Source organism: Streptomyces sp. NPDC034086 (assembly GCF_055575515.1).
Window position 1 is genome coordinate 389,007 of the sequence record NZ_JBVISM010000001.1, and the last position, 15,034, is coordinate 404,040.

Sequence of the window (15,034 nt, forward strand, 5' to 3'; positions counted from 1 at the left end):
AGGCATCACCGTGTCTCCTGTCCTCTCCGCGCGCGGCGTGCCACGTCGCGCGGCCGCCCTGCTCGCCGGCATCGCGCTGGCGGTCGGCGGCCTGGCCGCGACCGCCCTGACCGTCCCGGTCGCGGCGGCCGCCCCCGTGACCGCCCCCGTCGACCCGCCCGTCCGCGTCAACCAGCTCGGCTACCTGCCCGACGGCCCCAAGCGGGCCACCGTGGTCGCCTCCGCGACGGCCCCGCTCACCTGGCAACTGCGCGACGCCTCCGGCGCGGTGGCCGCCTCGGGCCCCACCACCGTGCACGGCGCCGACCGGGCGTCCGGCCAGTCGACGCACCTGGTGGACTTCGGCGCGTACACCGGCACCGGTACCGGCTTCACCCTGGTCGTCGACGGCCGGACCAGCCACCCCTTCGACATCTCCGCGTCCCTGTACGACGGGCTGCGGGCCGACAGCATGTCGTTCTTCTACCAGCAGCGCAGCGGCATCGCGATCGACGCCGCCCTGGCGGGCGGCAGCGCGTACGCCCGCCCCGCCGGGCACCTGGGCGTCGCCCCGAACAAGGGTGACACCGGCGTCCCCTGCCGGCCCGGGGCGTGCGACTACCGGCTGGACGTGCGCGGCGGCTGGTACGACGCGGGCGACCACGGGAAGTACGTGGTCAACGGCGGCATCTCGGTCTGGGAAATGGTCAACTCCTACGAACGCGCCCGCCGTGCGGGCGGTGAGGCGGCGCTCGGCGACGCGACGCTACGGGTGCCCGAGCGCGGCAACGGGACGCCGGACGTGCTGGACGAGGCCCGCTGGGAGCTGGAGTTCCTGCTGCGGATGCAGGTCCCGGCCGGGAAGCCGATGGCCGGGATGGCCTTCCACAAGATGCACGACGCCCAGTGGACCGCCCTGCCGACCCGGCCGGAGCTGGACGCCGAGCAGCGCGAGCTGCACAAGCCGTCGACCGCCGCGACGCTGAACCTGGCGGCGTCGGCCGCGCAGTGCGCCCGCGTGTACGCACCGTACGACGCCGCGTTCTCCGCCCGCTGCCTGGACGCGGCCCGCCGCGCCTGGACGGCCGCCAAGGCCCAGCCGGACGTGCTCGCCCCGGCGAGCGACAACACCGGCGGCGGTGCGTACGAGGACGCCGACGTCTCCGACGAGTTCTACTGGGCGGCGGCGGAACTCCTGGCCACCACCGGCGAGTCCGCCTACCGCGACGCCGTCACCTCCTCCCCGCACCACACCAGGCCCGTCGACCCGTTCTGGTGGGGCGGCACCGCGACGCTCGGCCGCATCACCCTCGCCACCGTCCCCGGGGTGCCCCTGCCGGCCGACGACGTGACCCGGCTGCGCGGCCTGCTGACCGCGGCCGCCGACGGCCACCTGTCCACCATGGCCGGCCAGGGCTACGCGGTGCCGCTGCCCGCCACCGGGTACGTGTGGGGCTCCAACGGAGCCGTCACCAACAACGCCATGGTGCTGGCCGTCGCGTACGAGATCACCGGGCAGCAGCGCTACCGGGCCGGAGCACTGGAAACCCTGGACTACCTGCTCGGCCGCAACGCGCTCGGCCTCTCCTACGTCACCGGCTACGGCGACCGCTCCTCCGAGAACCAGCACCACCGGTTCTGGGCGCACCAGAACGACGCCTCGCTGCCGCACCCGCCGGCCGGGTCCTTCGCCGGAGGGCCGAACGCCGGGCTGGAGGACCCGGTGGCCAGGGAGAAGCTGGCGGGCTGCGCCCCGGCGGCGTGCTACGTGGACGACATCGGCTCGTACTCCACCAACGAGGTGGCCATCAACTGGAACGCCTCGCTGGCCTGGCTGGCGGCCTTCGCGGCCGAGCGGCGCGGCGCCCCGGCGGCGGCCGTCGTCCAGGTGACCCCGGCGGCCGTGACGGTCCCGGAGGGCGGTTCGGTGCCGGTGGGCGTGCGCCTCTCGGCCCCTCCCGCGCAGAACGTGACGGTGACGGTGGCGCGGGACTCCGGCGACGAGGACCTGTCGGCCGCCGCGGCCCTGGTGTTCACCCCCGCCGACTGGGCGACGGCGCAGCAGGTTCCGGTCCTCGCCGCGCAGGACGCCGACGCGTCGCCGGGCAGCGCGACGTTCACGGCCGCGGGTCCCGGCGTACGGCCGGCGACGTTCACGGCGACGGAGGCGGACGACGACGCGCCGGCGGCCTCCTGCACGGTGGCGTACCGGATCGACAACGCCTGGGGCAACGGATTCACCGCGACCGTGACCCTGAGGAACACCGGAACCTCGACGGTCTCCGGCTGGACCCTCGGCTGGAGCTTCGCGGGTGACCAGCGGATCAGCAACGGCTGGAACGCCGCGGTGACCCAGTCGGGCAGCACGGTCACCGCCCGGGACGCCGGGTGGAACGGCACGCTGGAGCCCGGCGCCGGCGTGTCCTTCGGCTTCCAGGCGACGTACGCGGGGACCAACGCGGTCCCGGCGCGCTTCACGCTGAACGGGGCGCTCTGCGCCTGACCGGTCACCACGCGGACGGCCCGCCCGCACCGGATTCCCCGGTGCGGGCGGGCCGCTTTCTCCGCCGTGGTGACGCGGAGGCCGCCGTCGGCGGTGGAGGCGCCCCGCACCTCGCCGGGGCGGGTCGTCAGGTGCGCGTCCAGCGCTGGTTGCCGCCGCCCGAGCAGGAGTAGAGCTGGATCAGGGTGCCGTTGGCGGTGCCGTTGCCGACGGCGTCCAGGCAGAGGCCGGACTGGACCCCGACGATGGAGCCGTCGGAGTTGAGGCGCCACTTCTGGTTGTCGCCGCCCCAGCAGCCGTAGATCTGGACCTTGGTGCCGTTGCCGGTGCCCGCGGCGTCCAGGCACTTGTCGCCGTAGACCCTGAGCTCGCCCTGGGCGGTGTACGACCACTGCTGGTTGGCCCGGTTGTTGCAGTCCCACAGGTTGAGCTGGGTGCCGTCCGTGGTACTGGCGCCGGGGACGTCCAGGCAGCGGCCCGAACCGACGCCCCTGACCTGTCCGGTGCCGGGTGTGGGGGTCGGAGCGGGGGTGGAGGATCCGGCGTTGAGCGCGTTGAGCACGGAGGTGTAGGCGGGCTTCTTGTTGCCGTTGCCGTCGAACAGCAGCGGTGTCTGCTCCGACCGCCAGGAATCGGTGTCGCGCACGCCCCAGACGGTGATGCCGAGGCAACGCGGGACGGCCAGGCAGTCGTTGGTCACGTTGGCGTAGGTCGTGGCCGGGGCACCCTGGATGTCGAGTTCGGTGACGGCCACGTCCACGCCGAGGGCGGCGAAGCTCTGCAGGGTGGTGCGGAAGTTGCTGTGGTACGGGCTGTCGTTGTTGAAGTGGGCCTGGAAGCCGACGCAGTCGATCGGGACTCCGCGCTGCTTGAAGTCCCGGACCATGGCGTACACGGCCTGCGTCTTGGCCCAGGTCCAGTTCTCGACGTTGTAGTCGTTGTAGCAGAGCTTGGCGGCCGGGTCGGCGGCGCGGGCGGTGCGGAAGGCGGACTCGATCCAGTCGTTGCCGGTGCGCTGGAGGTTGGAGTCGCGCCGGGCTCCCGAACTGCCGTCCGCGAAGGCCTCGTTCACGACGTCCCACTGGGCGATCCTGCCCTTGTAGTGGGCCATCACCCCGTTGATGTGGCTGGTCATCGCCTGGCGCAGGGCGCTTCCGCTGAGGTTCTGCATCCAGCCGGGCTGCTGCGAGTGCCAGGCCAGGGTGTGGCCGCGCACCTGTTTCCCGTTCTGCACCGCCCAGTTGTACACGCGGTCGCCCGCGGCGAAGTCGAACCGGCCCTGCTGGGGTTCGGTGGCGTCGATCTTCATCTCGTTCTCGGGCGTCACCATGGTGAACTCGCGTGCCGCGATCGAGGTGTACGCGGGGTCGCCGAGCCTGCCCGAGGCGACGGCGGTGCCGAAGTAGCGGCCGCTCTGCCCGGCCGCCCGGCCGAGCGTGCTCTCGGCGGCGTGCGAGGTCAGCGGAACCACCAGCAGGGCGGCCGAACCGAGGACGCCGGCGACCAGCGCCGTGCGGAGGACACCGGCCTTCCGGCGGACGGTGGACGGGGGAATGGCATTCGAGCCCATGAAAGAGCCTCCAGGAGAGAAATTCCGCGGAAGGATGGGAGCGCGGAAATGTGAATCCGCGTGAACGACGCCCGGGTCCATTGACGAAGGACGCTCACCGTCGGGGCGTGAATTTCCGAGGCCGGCACCCGGCACCCGGACGCAGACGGGGGGTATCGCCTCGGCCTCAGTCTGGAAACACCGCAGAAACATGTCAAGAGTTTCGTAAGTGTTTCGAGAATCCGGCCCCTTTCTGAATAGGCCGGCAGCCGCTTTTCATGGAGCGATCCTCACCGAAAACATTTCGATGAGGATCGCTCGGCCGGGCTGCGGCTGAAAGCCCGGATGACGTCGGAACGGTCGTCAGTAGCCGTACACCATCTTGTAGGCCACCTCCGGCAGGAACTGTCCGGCCGTGGAGCCGGCCCCGACGCCGCAGTTGCCGTCGGACTCGCCGGGGATCTTCACCCACAGCAGCATCTCGGCACCGCCGCCGCGCTGGGTGGGCGTACCGATCCGGCGCCCGGCGGGGTTGCACCACTGGCCGTCGGACCCATTGCCGTTGCGGCTGGTGTCGACGACGAACGGCTTGGTGTAGCCGTAGGCGCGCAGGGCGGAGTTGACCGCGTTGCCGTAGGAGGTGTTCTGGTCGGTGGTGAAGTAGTTGGAGACGTTCAGCGCGAAGCCGCGCGCCCCGGCGACCCCGGCGGCGGCGAGCTGCCGGGCCATGGTCGGGGCGTCGACCCAGCCGGGGTTCCCCGCGTCGAGGTAGACCCAGGTGTGGGGTGCCTTGGTGCGGAACTGGGCGATCGCGTTCTTCAGCATGGCGTTGCGCTCGGCGACCTGAGCGGGGGTCATGCAGCTCTCGTGGCCGAGCGCGTCGGGTTCGAGGACCACGACGGCCGGGCGGCTGCCGATGCCGGCGGCGAAGGCGGCGATCCAGGCGTCGTACGCGGCGCGGCTCCCCGCCCCGCCGCCGGAGTGGCCGGCGCAGATGTCCCGGTTGGGGATGTTGTACGCGACCAGGACCGGCAGCTTGTCGTGGGCGTCCGCGCGGCCGACGTAGGCGCCGGCGGCGGTGGCGATGTCGCCGCTCCAGTTGCCGAACCAGCGGGCCGCCGGGGTGTGGGCGATGGAGGTCCGGATCGCCGCGGCCCTCCCGTCGCCGGGGTTCGCGTCGGCCCAGCGCAGGGCGGAGTTGTCGGGGTCGGCGTAGAAGCCGCTGGTCATGGTGGTCGGGTCGGCGGCGTACGCGGGGCCGGCGTTGAGCAGGGCGAGACCGGCGGTGAGCGCACCGGCCAGCAGGGTGGACGCGGCTCGGACGGACTTGCGCATGGGTCTTCCTCCGGTGGGGGTGGGGAAGTGGAAGCGCTTCCAGTTTGATGAGGGGTCGGATCGCGCTGAGGGGATGATTGGCGCCGTCGCCAAGGTGTGTCAAGAGGTTGAACACAGAATCACCGGGAGTGGCCGCTCTGCCGTCATGGGTTGGAAGCGCTTCCGGGATCCAGGCGTGGGAGGCGTCCGCCGGGGCAGGTCCGAACCGGGACGGCGCATGGAATCATGGCCGCTGTTCGCCGTCCGCGTGAGCCCGAGGAGCAGTCCTTCCATGGAGCCGTCACCCAAGCGCATGCCGACGCTCGACGAGGTGGCCGCACGCGCCGGTGTGTCGCGCACGGCGGCCTCCCGCGTGATCAACAACGCCCCGAACGTCAGCCGGGCCAAGCGGGAGGCGGTCCAACGGGCGGTGCGCGAGCTGCGTTTCGTGCCCAACCAGTCCGCACAGGCCCTCGCGACCCGCCGGGTCGGAGCGGTGGTGCTGGCGGTCGCCAGCGACGAACCGGAGCTGTTCGCGGACCCGTTCTTCGCGGAGGTCATCGTCGGCGTCAGCGCGGCGCTGGAGCGGACCGAACTGGAACTGATCCTGCTGCTGGCCAACACCCCGCGCGGCCGGGAGAAGTTCGAGCGGCTGCTGCGCTCCCGCCGGGCCGACGGCGTGATGCTGATGGCGCTGCGGGGCGACGATCCGCTGGGGCGCCTCGGGGAGCAGGCCGATCTGCCCGTGGTCTTCGGCGGACTCCCGCTCACCGGGGAGCCCGCCTGGTACGTGGACGCCGACAACCGGGGCGGTGCCCGGCTGGCCGCCGAACACTTCGCGCGCACGGGCCGCCGAAGGCCCGTCATGATCACCGGACAGGTGGACACCAGGGCCGCGGTCGATCGGGAGCAGGGGTTCACCGACGGTCTGACCCTGTCGGGCCTGCCGCTGCTCGGGGTGGGGTCCGGGCAGTTCACCGAGGAGGGCGGCGCCGTGGCCATGGAGCGGCTGCTCCGCGAACACCCCGACGCGGACGCCGTGTTCGCGGCCTCCGACGCGATGGCCATCGGCGCCCTGCGCACCCTGCGCGAACGCGGGCTCCGGGTACCCGAGGACGTCGCGGTGATCGGCTTCAACGACCTGGCGAGCGCGCGGCACACCAGCCCGCCGCTGACCACCGTCCATCAGCCGGTACGGGCACTGGGGCAGGAGATGGCCAGGATGCTCGTCGGTGTCGTCGAAGGGCACCGCCCCAGCCCGTTGATCCTCCCGACCCGCCTGACCGTCCGCGAATCGGCCCCCGGCCCGCCCGCGCCCGCCTGACCGGCGGGGCGGCTCAGACGAAGCTCCACAGGTGGTCGGCCGTGCCGTCGTCGTCCCAGAGGACGGCCCGGGCTCTCCCGCGGCGCCGGCGGCGTCAGGGCCCGCCCGGCGGTTTCCGCGGGTGCGGGTACGTGATGTCGAACCCCGTGAAACGGGCGTGGCCGGCGGAGGGACGGCCGTTGGAGGTGGCGTAGAGCCCGAGCTGGACGCTGGTGAACAGCGGGGTGAGGAAGGTGGCGTCGACGGTGGTCAGGTCCTGCCAGGTTCCGCCGGGCGCCGCGTGGGCGAAGGTGTGGCTGTAGCCGCGGATGCGGACCCCCAGGCGGACCGGGCCCGGGGAGACGGGGACCTCCGCCAGCACCTCGGCCCCGCGGCGGAGGCTGAGCCCTTCCGCGGTGCGGAGGAAGAGGAGGTGGGTGTCGTCGTCCACGACGACGGCGAGGCCCGCCTCTTCGCCCGGTGCGGTGGGGGTGAAACACAGTTCGGCGGAGACGTCGCAGTCGGGCTGTTCCTGGGGGCGGGCCAGGAGCGAGGGGGTGGTGCGTTCGCCGAGGCGTTCGGGGCGGAGCCGGAGGCGGAGCCCGTCGCCGGTGCTCCAGAACCGCTCCGGCGGTGTGCGCAGGCAGCTCCAGTCCGCGGAGAGCGTCGCGAAGTCGTCATGGACGGGGCGGCGGGGGTCGGTGTGGACGACGGGGGAGAAGACCGGCCAGCCCGCGTCCCAGGTGATCCGGCTGAGGAACGTCTCGCGGCCGAGGGCGGAGCCGGGGCGGACGCCCAGGAGGACGGCCCGCCACTCGCCGTCCGGGGTCCGGACGAGGTCGGCGTGTCCGGTGCAGGTGACCGGGCCCGTGGCGGGCGGCAGCACCGGGTTGCCGGGGGCGCCCTCGTAGGGGCCGGTCACCCGGCCGGCGCGGGCGGCCACCACGCTGTGGTCCACATCGGTGCCGCCCTCGGCGGTGAGCAGGAGATAGCCGCCGCCGGTCCTGTAGAGGTGCGGGGCCTCCGACCACCGGGCGCCGGGGCGGCTCCCCGACCACAGGACGTGTTCCGGCCCCGTCAGCCGTCGTTCGCGCGGGAGGTACTCGCGCATCCAGATCTCGGTGCGGCCCGCGGCTTCGTCCACGACCCGTGCGGCCGTGAACCACGCCCGGCCCCCGCTCCCGCCGAGCCCGTCGCCGTCGCCGTTCCCGCCGTCGCCGTCGCCGGTGTCCGGTCCGTCGTCGAAGAACAGCGACGGGTCGAAGCCCTCGCCGTCCAGCCAGTGGGGCTCCGACCACGGCCCCGCCGGGTCGGTCGCGGTGACGACGAAGTGACCGGGGCCGTCCATCAGCGTGCAGACGAGGTGGAAGACCCCGTCATGGTGCCGGATCGTCGGCGCGAACAGGCCCCGGGAGGGCTCGCACCGGTCGAGGTCGAGCTGGGACGCCCGGTCCAGCGCGGAGCCGATGCGCCGCCAGTTCACGAGGTCGCGGCTGTGGAACACGGGAAGCCCCGGGAACCATTCGAAGCTGGACGTCACCAGGTAGTAGTCCGCTCCCACCCGGCAGACGGACGGGTCGGGCCGGAACCCCGGGAGCACGGGATCGCCGTGGTGACCGGTCATGGAACCGGGACGATCTCGACCGGCACGGACAGCACCCGGTCGGCCCCCGGGTGACGTACGGGGCCCTCCAGGACGAAGGAGCCCCGGAGCGGGAGATCGCCGCTGGACCGTCCGACGGCCACGCCGATCTCCCCGGGCTCCACCCGTCTGCGCAGGTCGAGCCCGGTGAAGGAGGTCCGGTCGGCGTGGACGGAGAAGGTGACCCGGGCGGCCGCGCCCGGCCGCAGTTCGACCCGGGCGAAGCCGGCGAGCCACCGCCGCGGCCGGACGACGGACGCCACCGGGTCGGAGAGGTACAGCTGGACCACTTCGGTTCCGGTCACCTCGCCGACGTTGCGCACCGTGACCGCGACGGCGACGGCCCCGTCCGTCGCGGCGACGGGGTCCACGGAGAGCTCCGAGCAGGTGAAGCGGGTCCAGCTCAGCCCGTGCCCGAACGGGAACAGCGGGGTCGGGTCCACCGAACTCCAGTCCGTGCGCCCGCCGAGCCGGGCGTGCAGGTAGGTCCCGGGCTGGCCGCCGGCGTGGCGGGGGACGGAGACGGGCAGCCGCCCGGACGGTTCCGCGGCACCGCTGAGGATCCGGGCCAGCGCCGTCCCGCCCTCCTCGCCGGGGAAGAAGGCCTGCACCACGGCCGCCGCGCGTCCGGCCGGCGCGCCGAGCGCGTAGGGCCGTCCGGAGACGACGACCAGGACGGTCGGTACCTCCGAGTCCAGGACGGCGGAGGCGAGCGCGGCCTGTCCGCCGGGCAGTTCGAGGGTCTCGGCGTCGCAGCCCTCCCCGGAGGTGCCCCGGCCGAACATGCCCGCCCGGTCCCCGAGCACGAGCAGGTTGACGTCCGGATCGTCCGAGGTGACGGTGAACCCGGCGGCGGTGAGGGCCTCGGCGAGCGTCGGGATCTCCAGCCCGGGGTCACCGGGCAGCGCGACGTGGTTGGGGAAGGAGTAGCAGCCGAGGAACGCCTGGGGGTCGTCGGCGTGGGGCCCGCTGATCGCGACCCGGCACGGCCGCAGCGGCAGGATGCCGTCGTTGGCGAGCAGTACGGTGGACCGTTCGGCCAGCAGCCTGGCCAGGGCCCGGTTCTCCGGCGGGTCGAGGTCGACCGGCTCGGGTGCGACGGGTTCCCAGTCGGGGTCGAGCAGGCCCAGTCCGGCCTTCTGCAGCAGGACCCGCTCCGCGGCCCGGTCGATGAGCTCCTCGGGCACCCTGCCCGCCCGTACGAGTCCGGTGAGCGGCTCGCCGTAGCACCGGGCCGTGGGCAGTTCGACGTCGATCCCCGCGGTCAGCGCCAGCGCGCCGGCCGCGCCCCGCGATCCGGCGACACCGTGGCGGGTTTCCAGGAAGGAGACGGCGTAGTAGTCGGCGACGACCACACCGCCGAACCCGAGCCCGTCCCTGAGCAGTCCGGTCAGCAGCCCCTGGTCGGCGGCCACCGGGACGCCGTCCACGTCGGTGTAACTGTTCATCACCGACCGGGCGCCCCCCTCGCGCAGTGCCCGTACGAAGGGCTCGACCAGCACGTCGGCGAACTCGCGCGGCCCCGAGGCGACGGGGGCCATGTTCCGGCCGCCGCGCGAGGCCGAGTACCCGGCGAAGTGCTTGAGGGTCGCCACGATCCCGGCGCCCTCCAAGCCCTGCACGTAGGCGGCGCCGATCGCCCCGACGAGGTAGGGGTCCTCGCCGATGCACTCCTCGGTCCTGCCCCACCGGTAGTCGCGGACCACGTCGAGCACCGGGGCCAGCCCCTGGTGGACGCCGACCCGCCGCATGCCCGCGCCGATGGCGGCGGCCATCCGGCGCACGAGCCCGGGGTCGAAGGAGGCGCCCCAGGCCAGCGGCCCGGGGAAGACCGTCGCCCCGAACGTCATGAACCCGGTGAGGCACTCTTCGTGCGCGATCGCCGGTATCCCGAACCGCCCGGCTCCGGTCACCTGCCGCTGGAGCGAGGCGAGCCGCTCCATGCCGGCCTCCGCGGTGACCGGCGCGGTGCCGAACACCCGGGTGAGCTGGCCGAGGCCCTGGGCGACGATGTCGTCGAGAGCGGGCGCGGACTCGCCGGAGTCGTCCTCCATCGGGGCGACGGGGGCGCCCGGATCCGAGGGCAGCGCCCAGAAGCCGGCGAGCTGCCCCGCCTTCTCCTCCAGCGTCATCCGTTCCAGCAGATCGGCGACGCGTACGGACGCGGGCAGGAGGGGGTCACGCCAGGGCTCGGTCAAGGAGTTCTCCTAGGAACGGGGCGGGGCGGTGGAGAGCCGGACCCTGAGCTCGGTCGAGAGCTCCATCCGGGGGCTGACCAGGGGCTGGCCGTCCAGGAGCTGGAAGAGGGCGCGGGCGGCGAGCCGGCCCATCTCCTCCAGCGGCTGGCGCACCGTCGTCAGCGGCGGTGACAGCCACTCGCACATCGGCAGGTCGTCGAAGCCGACCACGCTGAGGTCCCGGGGGACGCTCAGCCCGGCCTGCCGGGCGGCTTCGTAGACGCCCATCGCCTGCTGGTCGCTCCCGGCGAAGACGGCCGTCGGCGGTTCGGGGAGGGCGAGCAGTTCCCGGGCGCGCAGGAACCCGCCCTCGTGCTGGAAGTCGCCGAACCGGACCAGGTCGCGGTCGACCTCGATCCCGGCCCGCTCCAGCGCGGCGCGGTACCCGTCGATGCGGGCCTGGCTGCAGAGCATCTCCTTGCGCCCGCCGATCGCGGCGATCCGGCGGTGCCCCAGCTCCAGCAGGTGCTCGGTGGCGGCGAGGCCGCCCGCCCAGTTGGTCGCGCCGATGCTCGGCACACCGTTGCCCGGCAGGTCGATCGGGTCGATGACGACCAGCGCCACCCCGGCCCGTTCGACCTGGGCGCGCTGGGCCTGGGTGACCGAGGCGGTGACGAGGATGACGCCGTCGCTGTGGTGCAGGACCGGCAGCGCGGCCCAGCTGGAAGGCGTGGCCTCGCCCGGCGGCACGAGCGACACGACGGTGCCGACGCTGCGCCGGGCGCACTCGGCCTCGACGCCGCGCAGGATCTCCACCGCCCACGCGCTGTCCAGGCCGCCGATGATCAGGTCGACCAGGCCGGACCGGCGCGCCCTGGCCTGCGCGCCGGGGTGGAGGTAGTTGTGGGAGCGCAGCAGGCCCTCGATCCGCTCGCGTGTCGCGGGGGCGACGTCGGAGCGGCCGTTGACCACCTTGGACACGGTGGCCTGGGAGACCCCCGCCTCGGCGGCGATGACGGCCAGGGTCGGGCGCTGCTCGCTCAACTTCTCTCCTTCGCGCGGAAACGCCGTGAGATGTCGACAGGTAATCGCAAACTTTCGAAGAGTTTCCGGGCGGCGCGACGGCGTTGTCAAGGCACAAGAGGCTTGCTGCTCAAGGAAATTCGGTGAGAAGCCTTGACCGTGGGCCCTGACGTTCCTAGTTTGTGGCAGCGTCAATTCGAGAATGTTACGAAACATTTTCGAACCGGCTGACCCGCTGAACCGGCTGACCCGCTGAACCGGCTGACCCGCTGAACCGGCTGACCCGCTGAACCGGCCGGACCGATGAACCGACTGACCGACCCGTACCGGCATTCCGCACCCCGGAGGTCCCATGGCCAGCACACCCCCGAGTCGACGAACCTTCCTCGCGCTCTCGGGCCTGACCGCTCTGTCCGTCCCGCTCACCGCGGCCTGCGGCGGCGGGGGGCCCGGCCCGGGGCCGGCGGCCGGTGGCAAGGTGTCCTTCGCGTGGTGGAACATCGCCACGACGGAGCCGGGCAAGTCGCTGTTCCCGCAGATATCCTCCGCGTTCACGGCCGCGCACCCCGACGTCACGATCAGGACGACCTCGTTGGAGAACGAGGCCTTCAAGTCCAAGCTGACGGCCGCCACTTCCTCGGGCAGGCTCCCCGACGTCTTCCAGACGTGGGGCGGCGGCGTTCTGCGGCAGCAGGTCGACGCCGGGCTGGTCGAGGACCTCACCGAGGCGTTCGGCTGGTCGTCCGAGCTCACCCCGGTCTCGTTGCAGGCCTACCAGTTCGAGGGCCGGACCTACGGGGTGCCGTACGACATCGGCATGGTCGGCTTCTGGTACAACAAGAAGCTCTTCGCCCGGGCCGGGATCACCGCTCCGCCGGCCACCTGGGCCGAGTTCCTCGAGGACGTCAGGAAGCTCAAGGCGGCGGGTGTCACTCCGATCGCCCTCGCGGGCAAGGAGAAATGGCCGGGCCACTACTACTGGGCCTACCTCGCGATGCGCGTCGCGGGCCTCCCCGCGCTCCAGCGGGCGGCGGCCACCGACGACTTCACCGGTGCCGGCTTCGTCCGGGCCGGAGCCCACCTCGAGGAGCTGGTCGGCCTCCAGCCGTTCCAGACGGGATTCCTCGGCGCCGGCTACTCCACCCCCGGCGGCCAGGCCGCGACCATGGGCAACGGCAGGGCCGCCATGGAGCTGATGGGCCAGTGGGCGCCGTCGGTGCAGAAGGACGCGGGCGCGGACCTCGGAGCGGACCTGGGCTTCTTCCCCTTCCCGACGGTCGAGGGCGGCGCCGGCCAGGTCACCGAGGTACTGGGCGGTGGCAGCGCGTTCGCGCTGCGCAAGGGCGCCCCGAAGGAGACGCTCGACTTCCTGAAGTTCTTCGTCCTGGAGAACGAGTCCGAGCTGCTGGCCTCCAACGGCTACCTGCCGGTGGTCAAGGGCGCGGAGAGCCGGCTCACCGAGCCCACCAGGAAGGTGGTGGCCGACAGTCTGGTGAACGCGACGGGCTTCCAGCTCTTCCTCGACCAGGCCTACCCGCCCGCGGTGGGCCAGGAGGTCAACGACAGCGTCGCCGACCTCCTGGCGGGCAAGAAGACGCCCGAGCAGGTCACCACGTCGATCACCGAGGCTGCGAAGGGTGCCTAGCCCCGTGTCCACCCTGACCCGGGAGCGGACGCGGGACGCCGGGCCGGTGCACCCGTCCGCCCCCGTACGGTCGCTCCTGCGCGGGCTGGGGAGCTGGGCGTCGGTCGCCTGGTTCCTGGTCCCGGCTCTGGTCCTCTTCCTCGTCTTCGTCCTCGCACCGATCGCGATCGCCGTCTGGACCGGCTTCTTCACGTGGGGCGGCGTCGGCCCCATGGACGACTTCGCCGGCTTCGGGAACTACGCCAAGCTCCTCGACGACCAGGTGTTCCTCGGTGATCTGGGGCGCGGGCTGTACCTGATCGTCCTGTCGGTCACGGTGCAGTTGCCCTTCGCGCTCTTCACCGCGGTCCTGCTCAACCAGCGGCTGCGGGGCCGGGCCGTCTACCGGATGCTGTTCTTCGCGCCGTACGTCCTGTCCGAGGTGGTCACGGCCGTCCTCTTCACGATGGTCTTCCTCCCCGATGCGGGCATGGCCGACCACCTCGCCGGCCTCCTCGGCCTGGAGGGGCTGCGGGGCAAGTGGCTCGCCGATCCCTCGACGGTCATGCCGACCCTGTTCGTGGTCATGACCTGGAAGTACTTCGGGTTCCACATGATGCTCTTCCTCGCCGGCCTGCAGGGCATTCCGGCCGAGATCCTCGAAGCCGCGTCCATCGACGGCGCCGGTGCCTGGCAGCGCTTCCGGAACGTGACGCTGCCGCTGCTCGGGCCGACGATCCGGATCAGCGTCTTCCTCTCGGTCATCGGGGCCATCCAGCTCTTCGACCTCGTCTGGGTCATGACCGCGGGCGGGCCCAACCACTCCTCGGAGACGATGGCCCTCTCGATGTTCCAGTTCGGGTTCAAGCGCTACCAGGTCGGCTACGCCAGTGCGATCAGCGTGGTGCTGTTCATGATCAGTCTGGTCTTCTCCCTCTTCTACCAGCGCTACGTGCTCCGCCGTGACCTGAGCGGGGCCATCACCTCGGGAGGCGGCCGATGAACGCCCGCAGGACGGCACGGGGCCTGTCGCTGCACGCCGTGGTCTGGCTGATCGGCGCGTTCGTCGTCGTGCCGCTGCTCTATGCGGTGGTCTCCGGCTTCAAGAGCACCGGTGAGCTGACGACCAATCCGTTCGGACTGCCGGAGCACTGGGAGACCGGCAACTACACCGGCATCCTCGGCGACGGAATGTTCTGGCGGCAGATCGCCAACAGCGCGGGCATCGCGATCGGCACGACGTGCTGCACGGTGGCGGCGTCCGCGATGGCGGCGTTCGTACTGGCCCGCTACGCCTTCCGGGGCAGGGAACTGTTCTACACCCTGTTCACGATCGGGCTCATGTTCCCGTTCGCGGTGGCCGTCCTGCCGCTGTTCCTGCTGCTGCGCGGCTTCGAACTGCTCGACAACCCGCTCGGAGTGATCCTCCCTCAGGCGGCCTTCGGGCTACCCATGACGATCATCATTCTGCGCGGCTTCTTCCGGACCATCCCGGCGGAGGTCGAGGAGGCGGCCGTGATGGACGGCTGCGGCAAGTTCCGCTTCTTCTGGCAGATCCTGCTGCCGATGGCGCGTCCGGCGCTCGGCACGGTGTCGGTGCTGGCGATCGTCGCGAGCTGGAACAACTTCTTCCTGCCGCTGCTGGTGTTCAACGACCCGAAATGGCAGACGATCCCGGTCGGAGTCCAGCAGTTCCAGGGCCAGTACTCCACCGACTACGCGCTCGTGCTCGCCTACGTCGTGCTCGCCATGGTCCCCGCCCTCGCGTTCTACGCCGTCGCCGAGCGGCAGCTGATCGGCGGCCTCACCGCGGGCGCCACCAAGGGCTGACCCGTCCCGCGCGCCTCCACCCCCGAGGAGACCCCGTGAAACGACTGACCGCACTCGCACGGCCAGCTTTGTTAGCGCTCACATCGCGGC

General features: G+C 72.3%; 10 protein-coding genes. 5 read left to right on the forward strand and 5 right to left on the reverse strand.

Annotated features, from left to right (window positions below):
* Nucleotides 1-10: 10 nt before the first annotated feature.
* Complete coding sequence (locus ACZ514_RS01790; protein ID WP_469123812.1) at nucleotides 11-2,482, forward strand: glycoside hydrolase family 9 protein; 2,472 nt, start codon at nucleotides 11-13, stop codon at nucleotides 2,480-2,482.
* A 127-nt stretch (nucleotides 2,483-2,609) separates the two neighbouring features.
* On the opposite strand, the gene ACZ514_RS01795 is transcribed toward ACZ514_RS01790, so the two are convergent.
* The gene (locus ACZ514_RS01795) at nucleotides 2,610-4,052 is read right to left on the reverse strand and encodes an endo-1,4-beta-xylanase (protein ID WP_469123813.1); all 1,443 of its coding nucleotides are present in this window, start codon (nucleotides 4,050-4,052) and stop codon (nucleotides 2,610-2,612) included.
* Between the two features lie 342 nt (nucleotides 4,053-4,394).
* On the reverse strand, nucleotides 4,395-5,366 hold the full coding sequence (locus ACZ514_RS01800) for a glycoside hydrolase family 6 protein (protein ID WP_468695359.1): 972 nt from the start codon (nucleotides 5,364-5,366) through the stop codon (nucleotides 4,395-4,397).
* Between the two features lie 271 nt (nucleotides 5,367-5,637).
* Here ACZ514_RS01800 and ACZ514_RS01805 point away from each other — a divergent pair, with 271 nt between their 5' ends.
* Nucleotides 5,638-6,669, forward strand: a complete 1,032-nt coding sequence (locus ACZ514_RS01805; protein WP_469123814.1) for a LacI family DNA-binding transcriptional regulator — start codon at nucleotides 5,638-5,640, stop codon at nucleotides 6,667-6,669.
* A gap of 94 nt (nucleotides 6,670-6,763) precedes the next feature.
* Here the strand turns inward: ACZ514_RS01805 and ACZ514_RS01810 are convergent, their stop codons facing one another.
* The 3 genes from ACZ514_RS01810 to ACZ514_RS01820 are packed head-to-tail and all read right to left on the reverse strand — an operon-like array spanning nucleotide 6,764 to nucleotide 11,511.
* A complete protein-coding gene (locus ACZ514_RS01810) occupies nucleotides 6,764-8,272 on the reverse strand; it encodes a glycoside hydrolase family 43 protein (protein WP_469123815.1) in 1,509 nt (502 codons plus the stop codon).
* Nucleotides 8,269-10,488 carry a beta-glucosidase gene (locus tag ACZ514_RS01815; RefSeq protein ID WP_469123816.1) on the reverse strand — a complete coding sequence of 740 codons (2,220 nt, stop codon included), beginning with the start codon at nucleotides 10,486-10,488 and terminating at the stop codon, nucleotides 8,269-8,271. Before ACZ514_RS01815 ends, ACZ514_RS01810 begins: the two co-directional genes overlap by 4 nt.
* A gap of 9 nt (nucleotides 10,489-10,497) precedes the next feature.
* The gene (locus ACZ514_RS01820; RefSeq protein WP_469123817.1) at nucleotides 10,498-11,511 is read right to left on the reverse strand and encodes a LacI family DNA-binding transcriptional regulator; all 1,014 of its coding nucleotides are present in this window, start codon (nucleotides 11,509-11,511) and stop codon (nucleotides 10,498-10,500) included.
* A gap of 331 nt (nucleotides 11,512-11,842) precedes the next feature.
* On the opposite strand from ACZ514_RS01820, the gene ACZ514_RS01825 reads away from it, so the two are divergent.
* The 3 genes from ACZ514_RS01825 (at nucleotide 11,843) to ACZ514_RS01835 (ending at nucleotide 14,944) form a co-directional block, all read left to right on the forward strand.
* A complete protein-coding gene (locus ACZ514_RS01825) occupies nucleotides 11,843-13,135 on the forward strand; it encodes an extracellular solute-binding protein (protein WP_468163211.1) in 1,293 nt (430 codons plus the stop codon).
* A gap of 85 nt (nucleotides 13,136-13,220) precedes the next feature.
* A complete protein-coding gene (locus tag ACZ514_RS01830) occupies nucleotides 13,221-14,117 on the forward strand; it encodes a carbohydrate ABC transporter permease (protein ID WP_469124177.1) in 897 nt (298 codons plus the stop codon).
* Nucleotides 14,114-14,944 (forward strand): carbohydrate ABC transporter permease, encoded by an 831-nt coding sequence (locus ACZ514_RS01835; RefSeq protein ID WP_468163209.1) that lies wholly within the window; start codon nucleotides 14,114-14,116, stop codon nucleotides 14,942-14,944. Before ACZ514_RS01830 ends, ACZ514_RS01835 begins: the two co-directional genes overlap by 4 nt.
* The last annotated feature ends 90 nt before the right edge of the window (nucleotides 14,945-15,034 follow it).

Coding starts and splice junctions, on each gene's coding strand:
- ACZ514_RS01795 (WP_469123813.1), bottom strand. CDS start 4,052: ATGGGCTCGAATGCCATTCCCCCGTCCACCGTCCGCCGGAAGGCCGGT.
- ACZ514_RS01805 (WP_469123814.1), top strand. CDS start 5,638: ATGGAGCCGTCACCCAAGCGCATGCCGACGCTCGACGAGGTGGCCGCA.
- ACZ514_RS01825 (WP_468163211.1), top strand. CDS start 11,843: ATGGCCAGCACACCCCCGAGTCGACGAACCTTCCTCGCGCTCTCGGGC.
- ACZ514_RS01835 (WP_468163209.1), top strand. CDS start 14,114: ATGAACGCCCGCAGGACGGCACGGGGCCTGTCGCTGCACGCCGTGGTC.
- ACZ514_RS01800 (WP_468695359.1), bottom strand. CDS start 5,366: ATGCGCAAGTCCGTCCGAGCCGCGTCCACCCTGCTGGCCGGTGCGCTC.
- ACZ514_RS01810 (WP_469123815.1), bottom strand. CDS start 8,272: ATGACCGGTCACCACGGCGATCCCGTGCTCCCGGGGTTCCGGCCCGAC.